Below are 18,380 nucleotides of genomic sequence, written 5' to 3'. Positions count from 1 at the left end.
ACGCGATGACTTCCTCCTCCGCCACTCCCGTCACCCGCCTGTGCACCCACACGCTCACGAGCCTGCACTACCGCGACGCCGACCTGGTCGAAGACCTGCTCGGCAAGAAGACCTTCACCGAGGTGATGCTGATGCAGATCCTCAACCGCACGCCGCGCGGCGTGGACCTGCGCATCACCGATGCGGTGCTGGTGGTGCTGATGGAGCACGGCCTCACGCCCAGCGCCATTGCCACGCGCCTGATCTACATGAGCGCGCCCGAGAACCTGCAGGGTGCCGTCTCGGCCGGGCTGCTGGCCGTGGGCAGTTCGTTCGTGGGCACCATGGAGAACTGCGCCGGCCTGCTCGACCGCATCGGCGCCGCCGCCGACCCGGATGCCGAGGCCATGGCCATCGCGCGCCACTACAAGGAGATCAAGAGCCCCGTGCCCGGCTTCGGCCACCACCTGCACAAGCCGGTGGACCCGCGCGCCTACAAGCTGCTCGACATGGCGCGCGCCGAGCCCGAGCTGGCCGGCCACAAGGTGCGAGCGCTGGAGCGCCTGTCCGCCGCGGTGGACGCCGTGGCCGGGCGCCCCATCACCATCAACGCGACCGGCGCGGTGGCCGCGCTGCTGGGCGAGATCGGCGTGCCCACCGGCGTGATGCGCGGCTTTGCCGTGATTTCGCGCGCCGCGGGGCTGGTGGCGCACATCGTCGAGGAGCAGCAGAGTCCGTCGGGCCGCTTCATCTGGGACACCGTCGAGCACGCGATTCCGTTCGTCGGCGCGAGCGGGAAGGATGACGCATGAGCTTCACTCCTCCTGCGCTGCCACTGGACCTGTCGGGTCGGGTCGTCTTCGTGCTGGGCGCGGGCTCGGCGGGACCGGGCTGGAGCATCGGCCGGGCGTCGAGCGTCACCTACGCCCGGCTCGGCGCGCACGTGTGCGTGGCGGACCGCGACGCCGCCTCCGCCGAGGAAACCACTGCGCTGATCCGTGCCGAAGGCGGCACGGCCGAGACCTTCGTCGGCGATGCGGCGGACGAAGCCGACGTGGTTCGGCTCTTTGGCGAAGCACGCGAGCGCTTCGGCACGGTCGACGTGCTGCACCACAACGTGGGCATCGGCAAGACCGGCGGCCCCATGGAAACCAGCGCCGAGGACTTCGATCGCATCCACGCAGTGAACGTGCGCAGCCTGCTCCTGGCCACCCGGCAGGTGCTGCCCGGCATGGTCGAGCGCGGGCGCGGCGCCATCGTCGCCATCTCGTCGATCGCGGGCATGCGCTACCTGGGCTATCCGCACCTGGCCTACGGCGTGACCAAGGCCGCGGTCACGCAGTTCACGCGCATGGTGGCGCAGCAATATGCAGCCCAGGGCGTGCGTGCCAACACCGTCGTGCCAGGGCTGATCGACACGCCGCGCATCGCCACCACGGTGGCGAAGATGTTCTCGGACACCAGCCTGGAAGAGGCCAAGGCAGCCCGCGCGCGGCAGGTGCCCGTGGGCCGCATGGGCACGGCCTGGGACGTGGCTCATGCCTGCGCGTTCCTGGCGTCGGATGCGGCAGCCTATGTGACCGGCACCGAGCTGCTGGTGGATGGCGGCATCACCGGCAAGTTCGTGTAGCCCCATGGCATGCCTGCCGATGCGCAGGCCTCAACCATCCAGCTCCGCATACCGCCTGAAGATCCCGTCCTCGTTGAACGCGATGCGGCGCGGGCTTTGCAGGTAGTCGTGCACGCGCTGGCGGCGCCGGACGTTGTCGTGCAGCTTCTCGACCGCGGGCGTGGCGGCCAGCGCCCGGGCCGCGGCTTTCGGGAAGGCGTAGCGCAGGCCGTCCACCAGCTGGAACAGCGACAGGTCGGCATAGGTCAGCACATCGCCCACGAGGTGCGACGGCCCCGCGGGGTTGCGCTGCAGCACGCGCTCGAACCAGTTCAGGTACTTGGGTATCCGCTCTTCGCGGAAGGCCCGCGCGCGCTGCACCGCCGCATCGCGCTGGTCTTCGTAGTAGGCGCCGGTGGAGATCGGGTGGTGCGTGTCGTGCGCCTCGGCCACCACGTCGGCAATGGTGAGCTGCAGCTGGTGCGTCCAGAGGCCGTCGGATTCGCCGACGCCCGAAAGGCCGAGCCGCGGCCCGAGGTACAGCAGGATGGCCGCGGTCTGCCCGACGACGATGTCGCCGTCGATCAGGAACGGCGGCGCGAACGAAGGGCGGACGATGTCGGGGTCATCGAGCCGGTCGCCCAGTGCGGACCCGCCGCCGCCCTTCGATTCGGGCAGGCGCGCCACGTCGACATAGTCCGCACCGGCCGCCTCGAGCGCGAGCCGCACGAATTCCCCGCGGCCCTGGATGGTGGGCCAGTAGTGGAGTTGATAAGTGGTCATGGGGCCATGGTGTCAGGCTCCGCATGCCCCTGCAACCGCCGCGCCCTTGGGCCCTCAGAGCCCCTCGGCAAGCTCCACCGCGCGGCGCCTGGCCTCGGCCCTGGCGCCGGCATCGACCTCCGGGCCCATCAGCGTTTTCTCGACCACCACGGAGCGCACCTCGCGCACGCCGATGAAGCGCAGCCAGGTCTCGATGTAGGGCAGCTGGAAGTCGAGCGCATGCGCGGAGCCGTCCTTGCCCAGGGGGTAGTCCAGGCCCCTTGCGCACACCACCGTCGCGCGCCGGGTCTGCAGCATGCCCGACAGGCCCGAGGCGTCGAAGCGGAACAGCACGTCCTTGTGCGACACCACGTCGATCAGGTGCTTCAGCTTGTAGGGAATGCCAAAGTTCCACAGCGGCATCGCCAGCACGATGTGGTCCGCGGCGTGGAAAGGCACGGCAATGCGCCGGACCTCGTCCCAGGCCACTTGCTGGGCGTCGCTCAGCGGCACGCCGTTGATGCCGGCGTACTTGGCATCGAGCATGTCCTGCGACAGCTCCGGCAGCTGCATGGTCCAGGGGTTCAGCGTGGTGACATGGCAGGCCGGGTGGATGCGCGTCACTTCATTGATGAAGGCGCCGGCCACCTCGATGCTGGCGGAGCGCGTCTTCCTGGGCGAGGTCTCGATGTAGAGCAGTTCTTTCATGGCGTGCAGGGGTGAGTGGTTCGGAACGCCGAGGCTAGGCAGCACGGACCCTGCACACAAGCAACATAATTTGCATCCATTCAGAACGAATTTCACTGAAACCCATGCTCGACTCCCAACAGCTGCGCGCCTTCGTCTCGGTGGCCGACCACGGCAGCGTGACCCGCGCGGCCGACGCCATGCACCTGACGCAATCGGCCGTGAGTGCGCAGATCCGGCGGCTCGAAGAGCAGCTGGGCTGCCGCGTCTTCGATCGCACCACCCGCTCGCTGCAGCTCACGGCCCAGGGCAGCGTGCTGCTGAGCTATGCGAGGAGCATCCTCAAGCTGCAGCAGCAGGCGGTCTCGCGGCTTGCGGCGCCGCGCCATGCGCCGGCCACGCTGCGCCTCGGATGCTCGGAGGGCTTTCCCAGCGAATGGCTGTTCAGCGCGCTCGCGGGCTTTCGCGAGCGCAGGCCCGACGTGCATGTGGAAATCAGCTGCGGCATCAGCACGATGCTGGCCAAACAGGTGCGGCAGCACTCGCTCGACCTGATGGTCGGCACGGTCTGCGACGCCGGCAGCGACACCGAAACGCTCTGGATGGAGCCGCTGGTCTGGGCCTTTTCGGCAAAGGCGCTGCTCGACCCCGAGGCGCCCGTGCCGCTCGCGTTCCTGTCGGAGCCCTGCCCGTTCCGCGAAGCCGCGCTCGCCTCGCTGGCCGGGCATGGCACGACCCACTGGCAGATCGTCCTTACTGCGCAGAGTTCTGGCGCATTGGTGGCGGCTGCAGCCGCCGGTTTGGCCATCACCGTGCTGACGCCTTCGGGCATGCCGTCTGGCCTGCGCTCCATTCCGCCGGGAAGCTTTTTGCCGGTGCTGCCGGCGGCGCGGTTTGTGATTCAGCACTGGAAAAGTGGCACTCCTTCCGAAGCTCTGTCAGCGCTGGCCGACGACGTTCGCGAGGCTTGTTTTCGGTGGCGCGGGGCGCATGCCGGTGCGTTCGAGTCGCGGGTGCGCACGGCGTGAGTCGAATCAAATTGCGGTCAAGCTACCGATCGTCGCCGTGTTGGGCTTGAAGCGACAACGCATCTTTCACGCGTGGCGCGTGGGCGAGCAATCAACCGACCAAACTGCGGTCTGCCCGAGCACAATCGCACCGCCACACACGGCCGCAGAGTTCTGGCAGCACCCCAGGGGCGAGAACTCGCCAGGTATCTCTTCCGAGAATATTGGCGCCGCTCTCCCCTTTCACTCGCGCAGCGTGAACACCACCGACAAGTAGGACACCGGCTGCACTTGGATCGTCTCAATCCCGTGCAGTGCGGTCGCATCGAACAGCAGCGAGTCCCCCGCCCCTACCGCCACCGACTTGCCGCCGTAGCGGTAGCTGACCTCCCCGGACAGGAAGTACAGGAACTTGAGGCCTGGATGCTGGAAGGTCACATAGGGATCGGCGCCGGGCAGCAATGTGACCAGGTAGGGCTCGACGAACAGGTTGCCCGACAGCAGGTGGCCCAGCAGCTCGTAGCGGTAGTCCGCCACGGCGCCGATGCGATCGACCAAGACACCATGTCCTGCACGCACATGGCAAAAGTCAGTGCGCCGTGCCTGATCACTGAAGAAGCGTGAGGTCGGCACATGCAGGCCCTGCGCGAGGCGCTCCAGGGTCTCCACCGAAGGCGAGACCAGCCCGCGCTCGATCCGAGAAAGCATCGAGGCAGAAATCCCCGAGGTCTTGGCCAGTTCGCCGCCAGACACATCGGCCGCCATGCGCAGCGCCCTCACCTGCGCGCCGATACGCGCCGCGGACAGACTGCGCACGACGGGCGTTGGCTGCCGTGACCGGGCACGTGTTACCGAAGCTGGCAGCCGCAAAGGCCGGGCGGTAGGTAACGGGGATGCAATTGCTCGATTGGGCATGTAGAGACTTGCCTTGAAGCGGAGTTCGCAAGTTCATATTCTACGAAAAACGTAGAGACTCGAAAAGGCGAACTTACGACTATCGTAGAGTGCCTCTCACGCCATCTCCTCGCTCAGTCTTCGGTGCACGCTTGAGGCTTGCGAGATTGGCGGCAGGTTTGCCACAAGACAAGCTTGGCGTTAAGGCGGGACTGGATGAAGGTACTGCCAGCGCACGCATTTCGCGCTACGAGAGCGGAATCCACGAGCCAAGCATTTCTTTTGCGCATCGGCTGGCAGACGAGCTTGGCGTCCCAGCCCCCTACTTTTACGCAGCGGATGACGAGCTCGCCAAGCTCATCCTGTGGTTCGGTCAGCTAAACACCCAACAGAGGAAGTCGCTGCTCGAATTCGCAAGTCATATCAAATCGTCTTCGTAGATGAGGATTGCGGCGCCCGATAACATCGGCTGAATAGCGATAGGGCGGATACGCCATGACGCAAGGGGTCGGGTGTTGAATGCGGCCAAGCTCTGAATCTAGGGGGTGCGGATGAAAACTTGGACTGGTTTTATGTCGCAGTTTCGAGACTGGGTCGGTACTTGATGGGGGTGCGAGAGCCAAGGGATATCTTGATCCGCTTCTCGTTGTACCAACGGATGTTTCAGCCGTCCGACAGATCCTTCACATGCGGAGTTGTCGGGCGAGCACGCCTTGCGGGACCTTAAGCGGATGAGCTTCGCTTCTCCGATACACGGCGGCCAACCCGGCAAGAGAAAGTAGGCGCCGCGATCTGAGTGACGATGGCCGGGTGTCGCGGTCGGCTGCCGTCTCGATGGCTGCATCCAGGATCGTATCAACCAACGAGCATCTGGATGCGCTCCGATAGACCAGCTGAAGACCGGGCCTTCGAAGCAGTCGATGATCGGCGACAGGTACGCCTTGCCGGACGGGATCTGCAACTCGGCGATGTCGGTCAGCCACTTTTCGTTCGAAACCGCCGCCTGCGATTGATGAGATCCTCAGGTGCCGGACTGATCTCTCCCAGATAGGAGCCGTATCGGCGCGGCGCGGCGCGGCTTGGCTTGGCTTGGCTTGGAGGACGATCAGGCTCTCTTGCTTGTGGACAAGAATTCCCCAGACGAGAAAACAAAAAAGCCGGACACCTTTTGAAAGTGTCCGGCTTGCTTTGCTATCTGGTCCCGCCGCCAGGAATCGAACCTGGATCTCAGCCTTCGGAGGGCCGAATTCTATCCGTTGAAATACAGCGAGGAATCTGGGCTCCGGCAGAACCGGAGCCTCGCATTATCGCCCATCAGGCGGCGATTTCTTCTTCACCTGCTTCGTTTCCGATGCCCGCCGGGGAGTTCCGCACAAAGCCCAGGCCGGCCAGGTAGACGCGGAAGGTGCGGCGGCCGGTGGGCACCAGGTCGAAGGCGGTGGGGTCGAGCAGCCAGTTCTGGATGAGCCCGCTGATCAGCGCGTGCAGGCCCTGGGCGGCGGCGGGGCCGGGCACGGGCAGCTTGATGCGGTCCCGCCGCGCGGCCAGGCGCAGGGCTTTTTCGAAATCGCCCACGCAGGCGTTGCGGGCGTCCAGGTGGCGCTGCTGCACCGAGGCCATGTCGTGGGTGTATTCGACCTTGTGGGTGGCCACGTCGAACACGCGGCGCACCTGGGGGTCGGTGGTCATGAGGGTGAGGGCGTGCACCATGCCCTCTTCTATCTCGGCCAACGGGTCGTCGTCGGGGCCCGCGGCTGCGGCGGCAGCGCGGGGGCCGGCCTCCAGCGGGAGGATGACGCGTTCCATCATGGCGTTGAAGAGGGCGGCCTTGTCCTTGAAGTGCCAATAGATGGCGCCGCGCGTGGCCCCGGCCTGCTGCGCAATCTGCTGCAGCGAGGTCTGCGAGACGCCTTGCGCCTGAAACAGCAGCTCCGCGGCATCGAGCAAGCGATTCCGCGTGGCCAGTGCCTCTTCCTTCGTACGACGTGCCACCAAGTCTCCCAATTTGTAAAGCCAAGCCCTTTCCCAGGCGTAGGGCCATTCGACACTGTCACTATACATCCATGAATGTATGTAAACTAGCGGGCTTCCCCGATGGCCCGGCTGTTTATGCTGGCTTTCTGTTCGCTTCGCGAACGCGCCATCTCCCGTCTTTGCTTCAAAGGATTCGCATGCCTCTCCTGCATGTTTCGCGTCAATCGTCGTTCTCGCCGCGCCTCGCGATCGTGGCCGCTGCTGTGGTGTTGGCGCTCGCGGCCTGTTCCAAGGGCGATGCGCCGGCCGGCCCGGGTGGCGGTGCCGGCGGCGGCGGTGCCCGCCCTGCCCCTGAGGTGGGCGTGGTGGTTGCCGCGCCCACCGACGTGGGCCTGGTGACCGAACTGCCGGGCCGGCTCGAAGCCTCGCGCGTGGCGCAGGTTCGCGCCCGCGCCTCGGGCATCCTGCTGAAGCGCGAGTTCCGCGAAGGCAGCGACGTGAAGGCCGGCCAGCTGCTGTTCCGCATCGACCCGGCACCGCTGGTGGCCGCCGCGCAAAACGCGCAGGCCACGCTGGCCCGTGCCGAAGCCAACGCGGTGCAGGCCAAGGCACTGGCCGACCGCTACAAGCCGCTGGTCGAGGCCAACGCGGTGAGCAAGCAGGAATACGCGACGGCCGTGGCTTCGCAAAAGACGGCCGAGGCCGACGTGGCCGCGGGCCGCGCCGCAGTGCAGACGGCCAAGATCAACCTGGGCTATGCCGACGTGACTTCGCCCATTGCCGGCCGCATCGGCCGCGCGCTGGTGACCGAAGGCGCGCTGGTGGGCCAGGGCGACGCGACCGAACTGGCCGTGGTGCAGCAGATCAACCCGATGTACGTGAACTTCACGCAGTCGGCGTCCGACGTGCTGAAGCTGCGCCGCGCACTGGCCGCCGGCCAGTACAAGCGCGCGAGCGGCGAAGAAGCCGCCAGCGTGAACGTGGTGCTGGAAGACGGCACCGACTACGCCCTGCCCGGCAAGCTGCTGTTCTCCGACCTGACGGTGGATTCGACCACCGGCCAGGTCACGCTGCGCGCCGAGGTGCCCAACCCGAAGGGCGAGCTGCTGCCCGGCCTGTACGTGCGCGTGCGGCTGGAGCAGGCGCAGGCCACCAACGCGATCACGATTCCCCAGCAGGCGGTCACGCGCACGCAGCAGGGCGACACGGTGTCGGTGGTGAGCGCCGACGGCAAGATCAGCCAGCGCACGGTGAAGATCAGCGCCGCCAAGGACAACCAGTGGGTGGTGCTCGATGGCCTGAAGGCGGGCGAGCAGGTGATGGTCGACGGCTTCCAGAAGCTGCAGATGATGCCGCCCGGCACGCCGGTGAAGGCGGTGCCATGGAAGAAGCCGGACCCGAGTGCGGCTCCGGCGCCCGCGGCACCCGCTCCTGGTGCCGCCCCCGCGGCCGCACCGGCCGAGAAGAAGTAATCAGGAGCGCGCCCGCATGGCCAAATTCTTTATCGACCGACCGATCTTCGCCTGGGTGATCGCGCTGTTCATCCTGGTGGGCGGCAGTGTCGCCATTACCCAGCTGCCGATCTCGCAGTACCCGCCGGTGGCTCCGCCGGCCATCGTGATCAACGTTGCCTACCCGGGCGCCTCGGCCCAGACGCTGGAGGACAGCGTGCTGTCCGTGATCGAGCGCGAGATGAACGGCTCGCCAGGCCTGATCTACATGGAATCGGTGGCCCAGGCCGACGGCACGGGCACCATCACCATCAGCTTCGAGGCGGGCACCAACCCCGACCTCGCGCAGGTGGACGTGCAGAACCGGCTCTCCCGCGCCACGCCGCGCCTGCCGGCCGCGGTCACGCAGCAGGGTGTGCGCGTGGACAAGTCGCGCAACAACTTCCTGATGTTCGTGATGCTGTCCTCGGACAACCCGAACTTCGACCCGGTGGCGCTCGGCGACTATGCCGCGCGCAACGTGGTGCCCGAACTGCAGCGCGTGGTCGGCGTGGGCCAGGCCCAGCTGTTCGGCTCCGAGAACGCGATGCGCATCTGGATCGATCCGAACAAGCTGCAGGGCTACAACCTGTCGGCCACGGACGTGAACAACGCGATCCGCGCGCAGAACGCGCAGGTGTCCTCGGGCACCATCGGCGACCTGCCCAACATCCCCGGCCAGGCCATTGCGGCCACGGTGGTGGTGAACGGCCAGCTGGCCAACGTCGACCAGTTCAAGGACATCGTGCTGCGCGCCAACACCGACGGCTCGACCGTGCGGCTGAAGGACGTGGCGCGGGTGGAGCTGGGCGGCCAGTCGTATGCCACCTCGGCGCGCCTGAACGGCGTGCCCGCGGTGGGCATTGGCGTGCAGCCCACGCCCAACGGCAACGCGCTGCAGTCGGCCAAGGCGATCCGCGCCAAGATGGCGGAGCTGGAGCGCTTCTTCCCGCAGGGCGTGAAGTGGAACATTCCGTACGACAGCTCGCGCTTCGTGCAGATTTCCATCACCGAAGTGGTCAAGACGCTGCTGGAAGCCATTGCGCTGGTGTTCATCGTGATGTTCCTGTTCCTGCAGAACTGGCGCTACACGATCATCCCGACCATCGTGGTGCCAATTGCATTGCTGGGCACCTTTGCCATGCTGCTGGCCATGGGCTTCTCGATCAACGTGCTGACCATGTTCGGCATGGTGCTGGTGATCGGCATCGTGGTGGACGACGCCATCGTGGTGGTGGAGAACGTCGAGCGCATCATGAGCGAGGAGGGGCTGTCGCCGCTCGAAGCCACGCGCAAGGCCATGAAGCAGATCTCGGGCGCCATCATCGGCGTGACGGTGGTGCTGATCTCGGTGTTTGTGCCGCTGGCGTTCTTTGCGGGCTCCACGGGCAACATCTACCGCCAGTTCTCGGCGGTGATGGTGACCTCGATCGCCTTCTCGGCCTTCATGGCGCTGTCGCTCACGCCGGCCTTGTGCGCCACGCTGCTCAAGCCGGTGGAAGCGGGCCACCACCACGAGAAGACCGGCTTCTTCGGCTGGTTCAACCGCGGCTTCACGCGCACGGCCAAGGGCTATGAAAGCGTGGTCGCGCGCATTTTGCGGCGCGCCGCGCGCTACCTGGTCATCTACGTGGCGATCATCGGCGCGGTGGTGTTCACCTACCTGCGGCTGCCGAGCTCGTTCCTGCCGGCGGAAGACCAGGGCAACATCATCGTGAACGTGCAGCTGCCCCCGGGTGCCACGCAGGAGCGTGCGCTGTCGGTCATGCAGCAGGTCGAGGGCTTCATCCTGAAGCAGCCCGAAGTGCAGAGCATCGTGGGCGTGATGGGCTTCAGCTTCTCGGGCCAGGGGCAGAACGCGGGCCTTGCCTTCGTGACGCTGAAGGACTGGGAGGAACGCAAGGACCCGGCCCATTCGGCCAGCGCGCTGGCGGGCCGTGCCTTTGGTGCGCTCTCGGGCATTCGCGATGCGTTCATCTACCCGCTGAGCCCGCCGCCCATTCCTGAACTGGGCAATGCGAGCGGCTTCAGCTTCCGGCTGCAGGACCGCTCGGGCGCGGGCCACGAGGCGCTGATCAATGCGCGCAACCAGCTGCTGGGCATGGCCGGGCAGAGCAAGATCCTGTCGCAGGTGCGCCCCGACGGCCTGGAAGACGCGCCGCAGCTGCAGATCGACATCGACCGCGACAAGGCGAATGCCCTGGGCGTGACCTTCGATGCGATCAACGCCACGCTGTCGACGGGCCTGGGTTCGAGCTACATCAACGACTTTCCGAACCGCGGCCGCCTGCAGCGCGTGGTGGTGCAGGCCGATGCGCCGGCGCGCATGCAGCCTGACGACCTGCTGCGCCTGAACGCCAGCAACACCAAGGGCCAGCCGGTGCCGCTGTCGGCGTTTGCGACCACCAAGTGGGTCAAGGGCGCGACGCAGACGGTGCGCTACAACGGCTACCCGGCGATCCGCATCAGCGGCGACGCCGCGCAGGGCTACAGCACGGGCGCCGCGATGGCCGAGATGGAAAAGCTCGCCGGGCAGCTGCCGCAGGGCTTTGGCTTTGAATGGACGGGCCAGTCGCGCGAAGAAAAGCTCGCGGGCTCGCAGGCGATCGTGCTGTACGGCTTTGCGATTCTGGCGGTGTTCCTGTGCCTGGCCGCGCTGTACGAGAGCTGGTCGATTCCGCTGTCGGTGATCCTGGTGGTGCCGCTGGGCGTGCTGGGGGTGCTGCTGGCGACCATGCTGCGCGCCTACTCGAACGACGTGTACTTCCAGGTGGGGCTGATCACCATCATCGGCCTGTCGGCGAAGAACGCGATCCTGATCATCGAGTTTGCGAAGGACCTGCAGGCGCAGGGCAAGGGCATCGTCGAATCGGCATTGGCCGCGGCCCACCTGCGGTTCCGCCCGATCATCATGACCTCGCTGGCCTTCGGCCTGGGCGTGGTGCCGCTGGTGCTTGCCTCGGGGGCCGGCTCGGCCAGCCAGCGCGCCATTGGCACGGGCGTGCTCGGCGGCATGGTGACGGGTACGGCGCTGGCCGTGATCTTCGTGCCGGTGTTCTTCGTGGTGGTGCGCAGCCTGTTCAAGGGCAGTGCGCGCCAGCATGAAGCCGACAAGCGGCACGCGGAAGCAGCCGGCATCACGGAAGAAAAAGCACATGACTAAGAAACTGATTCCCACAGCCTTGGCCGCGGCAATGCTGCTGGCCGGCTGCTCGCTGATTCCGACCTACGAACGCCCGGCGGCGCCGGTGCCCACCACCTTCCCGGGCGACCCGGCGCAGCCGGCCGGCCAGGCTGCGGCCGCGGTGCCCTGGGAAGAGTTCTTCACCGATTCGCGGCTGAACGGGCTGATCCGCACCGCGCTGGAAAACAACCGCGACCTGCGCGTGTCGGTGCTCAACATCGAGCAGGCGCGCGCGCAGTTCCAGATCGAGCGCGCGGCGCTGTTCCCGGCGCTGGGCCTCACGGGCAGCGGCTCGCGCTCGAGCCCCAACCCCTACCAGGCGTTCGACAGCAGCGCGGGCAGCGTGTCGTCGCAGTACAGCGTGAACCTGGGCGTGACCGCCTGGGAGATCGACTTCTTCGGCCGCATCCGCGCGCTGAAGGACCAGGCGCTGGCGCAGTACCTGGCCACCGAGGAATCGCGCAAGGCCGCGCAGGTGAGCCTGATCGCGGCGGTGGCCACCGGCTGGCTCACGCTGATTGCCGACGACGAGCTGCTCGAGCTCACGCGCCAGACCTTGGTGACGCGCGAAGAGTCGGTGCGGCTGACCAAGATGCGCTTCGACAACGGCGTGTCGTCCGAGCTCGACTTCCAGGCCGCGAACTCGCTGGCCGAGACCGCGCGCGCCTCGTACGCGCAGCAGCAGCGCACGCGCATGCAGGACGAGAACGCGCTCGCCCTGCTGCTGGGCGCGCCGGTTCCGGCCGATGCCACCGCGGGCGGCATCAAGGGGCTGGACAGCGTCAAGCCGATGCCCGACGTGCCGGCGGGCCTGCCCTCCGACCTGCTGGCCGAGCGGCCCGACATCCGCGCCGCCGAGCAGCAGCTGATTGCGGCCAACGCCAACATCGGCGCGGCGCGCGCCAACTTCTTCCCGCGCGTGTCGCTGACCACCACGCTGGGCACCGCGAGCAGCGAGTTCTCGGGCCTGTTCGACCGCGGCTCCAGGGCCTGGTCGTTCGCGCCCTCGGTCACGCTGCCGATCTTCGATGCGGGCCGCAACCGGGCCACGCTCGATTCGGCCAAGGCCGGGCGCGAGATTGCCGTGGCGCAGTACGAGAAGTCGATCCAGACCGCGTTCCGCGAAGTGGCCGACGCGCTGGCCGGGCGCGCCACGCTGGGCGAGCAGGTGCGTGCGCAGCGCGCGCAGGCCGATGCCGAGGCGGTGCGCTTCAGGCTCTCGGACATGCGCTACCGCAACGGCATTGCCAGCGCGCTGGACCTGCTCGATGCGCAGCGCTCGCTGTACACGGCGCAGCAGTCGGCGGTCACCACGCGCCTCTTGCAGCTGCAGAACCAGGTCACGCTCTACAAGACATTGGGCGGCGGCTGGGCCACGCCCGGCAGCAAGGGCTGAGGCTTTCGCGCGACGGACGGTGAGCGGCCTTGCGTCCTTTGGGCGGAGGGCCTCTCTATAATCGCCGGTTGATTCGAAAAAGCCCCCCGACGAGCCCCCGTTATTGAGGACGCCAATGAGCGCAGACCCGCACTACCAGGCCACAGAAGACGCCCACACCGGCCCGATCAAGAACCCGAAGCAACTGCTGCTGGCGGTATTTTTCTCCTTCGTAGCACCCATCCTGATCATCGTGGGCCTTGTGGCCTATGTGGTTTCGGGCAACAAGCCCGCGGGCACGGCCGAGGGCGACAACATGTCGCTGTACGGCGTGTCGCAGGATGCGCGCGACCGCGAAGTGGCCGAACGGCTCAAGAAGGTCGGCGCCATCGAGATCCGCGATGCCAACCGTCCGCTGGCAGCCGGCGAGGCCGTCTTCAAGGCGCAGTGCGCAGCCTGCCACGGCGCGCCCGGCATTCCCGGCGCTCCGCACTACGGCGACGCCGCAGCCTGGGGCCCGCGCATCGGCCAGGGCTACGAAACGCTGCTCGATCATGCGCTGCATGGCAAGGGCGCGATGCCGCCCCAGGGCGGCGGCGACTTCGAAGACCTCGAAATCGGCCGTGCCGTGGTCTACATGGCCAATGCCGGCGGCGCCAAGTTCGCGGTGCCCGACCGCCCCGCGGCGGCGGCGGCGCCTGCCGATGGCGCGGCTTCGGCGCCCGCGGCGGCTGCCAGCAAGTAACCGGGCCCAGGCCCCCAAAGAGAAAGCCGGCTTCGCGCCGGCTTTTTCATGTCCGCTGCCAGCTGCAGCTACTCATTTGATAGCAAGACGAGCCGGCGCGCCGAGGGGCTCAGCACATGGCCGAAGCGCTGCGGCAGGTCGGCCGCATGCACCGGCTCGGGGGTCCACAGGCCCTGCTCCACCGCGTCGGCGGCCAGGCCCACGTCCTGCGTATGGACCAGCCCGACCCCGAGGGGCGCCGCCAGGAAAAGGCGCCCGTGCTCGTCGAGCAGGCAGGCCGAGATGGCGCCCGCCGCCTGCCCGGTGTGGGCCGTGACGGCAAAGCCCGCGCCATCGGCAATGCGCCAGACGAAGGGCGCGGCCTCCAGTTCGACATACACGCGCTGCGGGCCGTTCTGGAAGAACCACTGGCCTTCTTCATCGTGGTCGTAGTTGCGCTGGATGAAGTCGATCAGCTTCTCGTGCCGCAGCATCGAGCCCTTGGCCGCGGGGAAGGCGCCTTCGGCCTGGGTGCGGTCGTCGCGCATGTACCAGTTGCCGCGCGCGTCCAGGCCGAGCCAGCCGTAGCAGTGCGGCACGTTGGGCCACTTGGCGAGCGCCTGTTTGACGATGTCGTCCATGGGCGTTATTTTGCGCGCGCCTGCGCCGCCGTGGAGGGTGCAAACCCGGCCAGCCAGCCGCCCACGCGCTCGGGCATGCCCTGCACATGGCCCGGCGGCGGCCCGAGCGGAAAGCCCACGTGGCCGCCGTGCGCGGGCTGCCACAGCGTGACATGCGGGCCGACCTCGCCGGGGCCGGGCAGGCTCTGCGCCGGAATGAACGGGTCGTTCCGCGCATTCACCACCAGCGTGGGCACGCGGATCGCCCTCAGGTGCGGCTTGGACGAGCCGCGGGCCCAGTAGTCGTCGGTGTTGCGAAAGCCGTGCAGCGGCGCGGTGAACACGTCGTCGAAGGCATAGAGGTCGCGCGCCGCAAGCAGCCGCTCGCGGTCGAACAGGCCCGGAAACTGCGCCAGCTTGGCCAGTGCCTTGGGCTTCATGGTGGCAAGGAACATGCGCGTGTAGACCAGCCGGTTGAAGCCGCGGCCAATGGCCGCGCCGCCGGCCGCCAGGTCGAGCGGCGCGGACACCGAAGCCACCGCATTCACCGAGGCGCGGGCCGTGTCGCCGGCCTCGCAGGCCCAGCGCAGCAGCGCATTGCCGCCGAGCGAGACGCCCGCGGCCAGCACCGGGCCGCCGCCGCGCTGCGCATGCTGCTCGCGCATGCGCTGCAGGATCCAGCCGATCTCTTCGTAGTCGCCCGAGTGGTAGGCGCGCGGCGCCAGGTTGAGCTCGCCGCTGCACCCGCGGAAATGCGGCACGGCAAAGGCCATGCCCTGCGCGGCGGCAAAGGCCGCGAAGGCTTCGGCGTAGTGGCTGCGCGACGACCCCTCCAGCCCGTGGAACAGCACAAGCAGCGGCTGCGGGCCGGGCAAGGCCGCATCGATGAAGTCGACATCGATGAAGTCGCCGTCGGGCGTGGTCCAGCGCTCGCGGCGGTAGGCCGGCGCAGAGCCCTCGAAGCGGCGCGCATAGAGCGCCGGCCAGATGGTCTGCAGGTTGCCGCCGGGCAGCCAGCGCGGCGCCATGTAGCCCATGGCCGCGTGCAGGGAAGAGGAAGAAGAATTCGGCGCGGCGGCGGTCATCGCTTCAGTGCAGGGTCTGGGGCAGCTCGTTCACGTCGCTGGGCTCGCGCGCGCTGCCGGGGCTCGCGTGGTGCGCCACCAGGCGCCACCCTTCGACGGTCTTGTGATAGACGTTGGTGGCCAGCACGAAGGCGTGCTTGGGGCCTTCGGAGGTGAGTACCTCGATGCGCTCGAGCACGTTGTGCACGGCGCTTGCCAATGACTCGATCTTGCGCACGCGCGCTGGCGTCGCGTGGATGGCGCCGTTGCCGAACATCTGCTCGAAGGCGGCGCGGATGGCGGTGGCGCCTACCAGCCGCGGGCCGCCGGGATGCACGCAGAACACCTCGTCCTCGTCGGCCCAGCACGCCATCAGGGCATCGATGTCGCCGCGCTGCAGCGCTTCGTAGAAGGCGGCTTCGACGTCGTCGGCAGTGCCGCCGATGGCCGCGGCGGCGCGGAGTGGGGTCTTGGGCATGGGGTGATTTTGCCGCGCGATCGATGACATGGGGCTGCACCGCTTTGGCCTTGCGGCGCACCGCGTTGCCGCAGCGCGGGCGGTTCGTCCGCTCCACTTTGGACCAAATGGTCAAAACACAACATCCAAAAGCACTCAAACCGTTGATTTAAAACGGCTTTTCCAACTGGCACGGGCCATGCATAGGGCTTTGCGACCCCGCAACAGGAGCTTTTTGCATGAACGTCGGCATCTTCATTCCCATCGGCAACAACGGCTGGCTGCTCTCGGAGAACGCGCCGCAGTACAAGCCCAGTTTCGAGCTCAACAAGGAGATCACGCTGGCGGCCGAGCGCTACGGCGTGGACTTCGTGCTTTCGATGATCAAGCTGCGCGGCTTCGGCGGCAAGACGGAGTTCTGGGACCACAACCTCGAGTCGTTCACGCTGATGGCCGGGCTCGCGGCCGTGACCACGAAGATCAAGCTCTTTGCCACCGCCGCCTCGCTGGTGATGCCGCCGGCCATCGTGGCGCGCATGGCGTCGACCATCGACTCCATCTCCAACGGCCGCTTCGGCCTGAACCTCGTCACCGGCTGGCAGCGGCCCGAGTATTCGCAGATGGGCATGTGGCCGGGCGACCAGTTCTTCGGCACGCGCTACCAGTACCTGTCCGAATACATCCAGGTGCTGCGCGAGCTCTGGGGCAAGGGCCAGTCCGACTTCAAGGGCGACCACTTCCAGATGGACGACTGCCGCCTGAGCCCGCAACCGCAGGCCGACATGAAGGTGATCTGCGCGGGCCAGAGCGATGCGGGCATGGACTTCTCCGCAAAGTACGCCGACTACAACTTCTGCTTCGGCAAGGGCGTGAACACGCCCAAGGCCTTTGCGCCCGCGGCCGAGAAGCTCATCGAGGCCACGCGCAAGACCGGCCGCCACGTCACCACCTACGTGCTGATGATGGTGATTGCCGACGAGACCGACGAGGCCGCGCGCGCCAAGTGGGAGCACTACAAGGCCGGCGCCGACCACGAGGCCATCGCCTGGCTGGGCCAGCAGGGCGCGGCCGACACCAGGTCGGGCGCCGACACCAACGTGCGCCAGATGGCCGATCCGACCTCGGCCGTCAACATCAACATGGGCACGCTGGTCGGCTCCTACGCCACCGTCGCGCGCCTGCTCGACGAGATGGCCGAGGTGCCGGGCACCGAGGGCGTGCTGCTGACCTTCGACGATTTCGTGCAGGGCGTCGCGGCCTTCGGCGAACGCATCCAGCCGCTCATGAAGAGCCGCGTGCACGTGCAGAGCCCCGTGCCCTCGCAGGCCGAAGCCGAACAACGCCTTGCGGCCTGAGCAGGAGCGCCACGTGAGCACGCCAGCACGCAACACCACCCTCACATCGGACACTCCCGTCGGCGCGCCGCGCCTGCCCGGCGCACCGGCGCCGCAGGTGCTGTCCGCGCGGCCCGAACCGCTCGCGCTGCATGCCAGCGACTCGGCGCTGATCGTGGTCGACATGCAGAACGCCTATGCGTCGATGGGCGGCTATGTCGATTCGGCCGGCTTCGACATTTCCGGCGCGCAGGGCACCATTGCCAACATCGCGCGCACCATCGCGGCGGCGCGCGCGGCCGGCATGCTGGTGGTGTTCTTGCAAAACGGCTGGGACGCCGCCTATGTCGAGGCCGGCGGGCCGGGCTCGCCCAACTGGCACAAGTCGAATGCGCTCAAGACCATGCGCGCGCGGCCCGAGCTTGCGGGCAAGTTCCTCGCCAAGGGCGGCTGGGACTACGAACTCATTGCCGAGATGAAGCCGCAGCCCGGCGACATCGTGGTGCCCAAGACGCGCTACAGCGGCTTCTTCAACAGCACGCTCGACAGCACGCTGCGCGCACGCGGCATCCGCCACCTGGTGTTCACCGGCATCGCGACCAACGTGTGCGTGGAGTCGACCCTGCGAGACGCCTTCCACCTCGAATACTTCGCCGTGATGCTGGAAGACGCGACGCACGAGCTGGGCGGCGCGGCCATCCAGAAGGCCTCGGTCTACAACGTCGAGACCTTCTTCGGCTGGGTCTCCACCGTCGACGACTTCGTGCGCAGCTTCGCGCCAAGCGCCGCCTGACTTTCAATCGTTCAACCCACAGCAAGGAACCCCCATGCCCAAGCAAGCCATCATCCCGGCCGGAACCACCACGCCGATCGCTCCCTTCGTGCCCGGCACCATGGCCGACGGCATCGTCTACGTGTCGGGCACGCTGCCCTTCGACAAGGACAACAACGCGGTCCACGTGGGCGATGCCTCGGCGCAGACGCGCCACGTGCTCGAGACGATCCAGAACGTGATCGCAACGGCCGGCGGCACCATGGACGACGTGACCTTCAACATGATCATGATCAAGGACTGGGCCGACTACGCCAAGGTCAATGCGGTGTATGCCGAGTTCTTTCCGGGCACCAAGCCTGCGCGCTACTGCATCCAGTGCGGCCTGGTGAAGCCCGATGCGCTGGTCGAGATTGCGTCTATCGCCCACGTCGGCAACAAGGCCTGA

At 67.4% G+C, this 18,380-nt stretch carries 19 protein-coding genes and 1 tRNA gene; 11 read left to right on the top strand and 9 right to left on the bottom strand.

From position 1 onward, the window contains the following. The first annotated feature begins 5 nt into the window (after nucleotides 1–5). A complete protein-coding gene (locus VPA02S_RS14650) occupies nucleotides 6–791 on the top strand; it encodes a citryl-CoA lyase (RefSeq protein ID WP_062364285.1) in 786 nt (261 codons plus the stop codon). Beyond that, the gene (locus tag VPA02S_RS14645; RefSeq protein ID WP_015867585.1) at nucleotides 788–1,609 is read left to right on the top strand and encodes an SDR family NAD(P)-dependent oxidoreductase; all 822 of its coding nucleotides are present in this window, start codon (nucleotides 788–790) and stop codon (nucleotides 1,607–1,609) included. Before VPA02S_RS14650 ends, VPA02S_RS14645 begins: the two co-directional genes overlap by 4 nt. Before the next feature lie 30 nt (nucleotides 1,610–1,639). Here the strand turns inward: VPA02S_RS14645 and VPA02S_RS14640 are convergent, their stop codons facing one another. Continuing rightward, on the bottom strand, nucleotides 1,640–2,371 hold the full coding sequence (locus VPA02S_RS14640) for a glutathione S-transferase (protein WP_015867586.1): 732 nt from the start codon (nucleotides 2,369–2,371) through the stop codon (nucleotides 1,640–1,642). Between the two features lie 54 nt (nucleotides 2,372–2,425). Next, nucleotides 2,426–3,058: an FMN-dependent NADH-azoreductase gene (locus VPA02S_RS14635; RefSeq protein WP_015867587.1), complete on the bottom strand. Its 633-nt coding sequence runs from the start codon at nucleotides 3,056–3,058 to the stop codon at nucleotides 2,426–2,428. 104 nt (nucleotides 3,059–3,162) lie between these two features. Between VPA02S_RS14635 and VPA02S_RS14630 the strand changes: the two genes are divergently transcribed. Then, entirely contained in the window at nucleotides 3,163–4,065 is a 903-nt protein-coding gene (locus VPA02S_RS14630; protein ID WP_062364284.1) for a LysR family transcriptional regulator, read from the top strand. A 222-nt stretch (nucleotides 4,066–4,287) separates the two neighbouring features. Here the strand turns inward: VPA02S_RS14630 and VPA02S_RS14625 are convergent, their stop codons facing one another. Continuing rightward, on the bottom strand, nucleotides 4,288–4,860 hold the full coding sequence (locus VPA02S_RS14625) for a helix-turn-helix domain-containing protein (RefSeq protein ID WP_062364282.1): 573 nt from the start codon (nucleotides 4,858–4,860) through the stop codon (nucleotides 4,288–4,290). A 188-nt stretch (nucleotides 4,861–5,048) separates the two neighbouring features. On the opposite strand from VPA02S_RS14625, the gene VPA02S_RS31375 reads away from it, so the two are divergent. Further along, nucleotides 5,049–5,378 (top strand): helix-turn-helix domain-containing protein, encoded by a 330-nt coding sequence (locus VPA02S_RS31375; protein ID WP_307595564.1) that lies wholly within the window; start codon nucleotides 5,049–5,051, stop codon nucleotides 5,376–5,378. 98 nt (nucleotides 5,379–5,476) lie between these two features. On the opposite strand, the gene VPA02S_RS32390 is transcribed toward VPA02S_RS31375, so the two are convergent. The 3 genes from VPA02S_RS32390 to VPA02S_RS14615 form a co-directional block, all read right to left on the bottom strand. Continuing rightward, complete coding sequence (locus tag VPA02S_RS32390; protein WP_162269814.1) at nucleotides 5,477–5,899, bottom strand: hypothetical protein; 423 nt, start codon at nucleotides 5,897–5,899, stop codon at nucleotides 5,477–5,479. A 235-nt stretch (nucleotides 5,900–6,134) separates the two neighbouring features. Further along, nucleotides 6,135–6,209, bottom strand: a tRNA-Arg gene (locus VPA02S_RS14620). A 43-nt stretch (nucleotides 6,210–6,252) separates the two neighbouring features. Continuing rightward, nucleotides 6,253–6,933 carry a TetR family transcriptional regulator gene (locus tag VPA02S_RS14615; RefSeq protein ID WP_015867590.1) on the bottom strand — a complete coding sequence of 227 codons (681 nt, stop codon included), beginning with the start codon at nucleotides 6,931–6,933 and terminating at the stop codon, nucleotides 6,253–6,255. 176 nt (nucleotides 6,934–7,109) lie between these two features. Between VPA02S_RS14615 and VPA02S_RS14610 the strand changes: the two genes are divergently transcribed. The 4 genes from VPA02S_RS14610 to VPA02S_RS14595 all read left to right on the top strand — a co-directional run bounded on the left by VPA02S_RS14610 (nucleotide 7,110) and on the right by VPA02S_RS14595 (nucleotide 13,706). Further along, on the top strand, nucleotides 7,110–8,384 hold the full coding sequence (locus VPA02S_RS14610) for an efflux RND transporter periplasmic adaptor subunit (protein ID WP_015867591.1): 1,275 nt from the start codon (nucleotides 7,110–7,112) through the stop codon (nucleotides 8,382–8,384). Between the two features lie 16 nt (nucleotides 8,385–8,400). Continuing rightward, the gene (locus VPA02S_RS14605; protein ID WP_015867592.1) at nucleotides 8,401–11,565 is read left to right on the top strand and encodes an efflux RND transporter permease subunit; all 3,165 of its coding nucleotides are present in this window, start codon (nucleotides 8,401–8,403) and stop codon (nucleotides 11,563–11,565) included. After that, nucleotides 11,558–12,982, top strand: coding sequence for an efflux transporter outer membrane subunit (locus tag VPA02S_RS14600; RefSeq protein ID WP_015867593.1), 1,425 nt, complete (start codon nucleotides 11,558–11,560; stop codon nucleotides 12,980–12,982). The genes VPA02S_RS14605 and VPA02S_RS14600 overlap by 8 nt, the downstream gene beginning before the upstream one ends. 115 nt (nucleotides 12,983–13,097) lie before the next feature. Further along, nucleotides 13,098–13,706, top strand: coding sequence for a c-type cytochrome (locus tag VPA02S_RS14595; protein ID WP_015867594.1), 609 nt, complete (start codon nucleotides 13,098–13,100; stop codon nucleotides 13,704–13,706). A 68-nt stretch (nucleotides 13,707–13,774) separates the two neighbouring features. On the opposite strand, the gene VPA02S_RS14590 is transcribed toward VPA02S_RS14595, so the two are convergent. From VPA02S_RS14590 to VPA02S_RS14580, 3 genes are read right to left on the bottom strand one after another with little or no spacing between them, the layout of a single operon-like run. Continuing rightward, a complete protein-coding gene (locus tag VPA02S_RS14590) occupies nucleotides 13,775–14,326 on the bottom strand; it encodes a DUF2946 family protein (RefSeq protein ID WP_027729890.1) in 552 nt (183 codons plus the stop codon). 5 nt (nucleotides 14,327–14,331) lie between these two features. Then, the gene (locus VPA02S_RS14585; protein ID WP_038107951.1) at nucleotides 14,332–15,342 is read right to left on the bottom strand and encodes a YheT family hydrolase; all 1,011 of its coding nucleotides are present in this window, start codon (nucleotides 15,340–15,342) and stop codon (nucleotides 14,332–14,334) included. A 52-nt stretch (nucleotides 15,343–15,394) separates the two neighbouring features. After that, the gene (locus VPA02S_RS14580) at nucleotides 15,395–15,847 is read right to left on the bottom strand and encodes a YybH family protein (protein ID WP_015867597.1); all 453 of its coding nucleotides are present in this window, start codon (nucleotides 15,845–15,847) and stop codon (nucleotides 15,395–15,397) included. Nucleotides 15,848–16,065: 218 nt separating this feature from the next. Here VPA02S_RS14580 and rutA point away from each other — a divergent pair, with 218 nt between their 5' ends. Genes rutA through rutC form a run of 3 tightly spaced genes read left to right on the top strand, consistent with a single transcriptional unit; the run spans nucleotide 16,066 to nucleotide 18,380 of the window. Beyond that, nucleotides 16,066–17,181 (top strand): pyrimidine utilization protein A, encoded by a 1,116-nt coding sequence (gene rutA, locus VPA02S_RS14575; RefSeq protein ID WP_018906585.1) that lies wholly within the window; start codon nucleotides 16,066–16,068, stop codon nucleotides 17,179–17,181. Between the two features lie 13 nt (nucleotides 17,182–17,194). Beyond that, complete coding sequence (rutB, locus tag VPA02S_RS14570; protein WP_018906584.1) at nucleotides 17,195–17,953, top strand: pyrimidine utilization protein B; 759 nt, start codon at nucleotides 17,195–17,197, stop codon at nucleotides 17,951–17,953. Between the two features lie 34 nt (nucleotides 17,954–17,987). Then, nucleotides 17,988–18,380: a pyrimidine utilization protein C gene (gene rutC / locus VPA02S_RS14565; RefSeq protein WP_062364280.1), complete on the top strand. Its 393-nt coding sequence runs from the start codon at nucleotides 17,988–17,990 to the stop codon at nucleotides 18,378–18,380.

This window comes from Variovorax paradoxus NBRC 15149, assembly GCF_001591365.1.
GTDB lineage: Bacteria > Pseudomonadota > Gammaproteobacteria > Burkholderiales > Burkholderiaceae_C > Variovorax > Variovorax paradoxus.
Note: the sequence above shows the minus strand (reverse complement) of the source record. Positions and strands in the feature narration are given on the sequence as shown.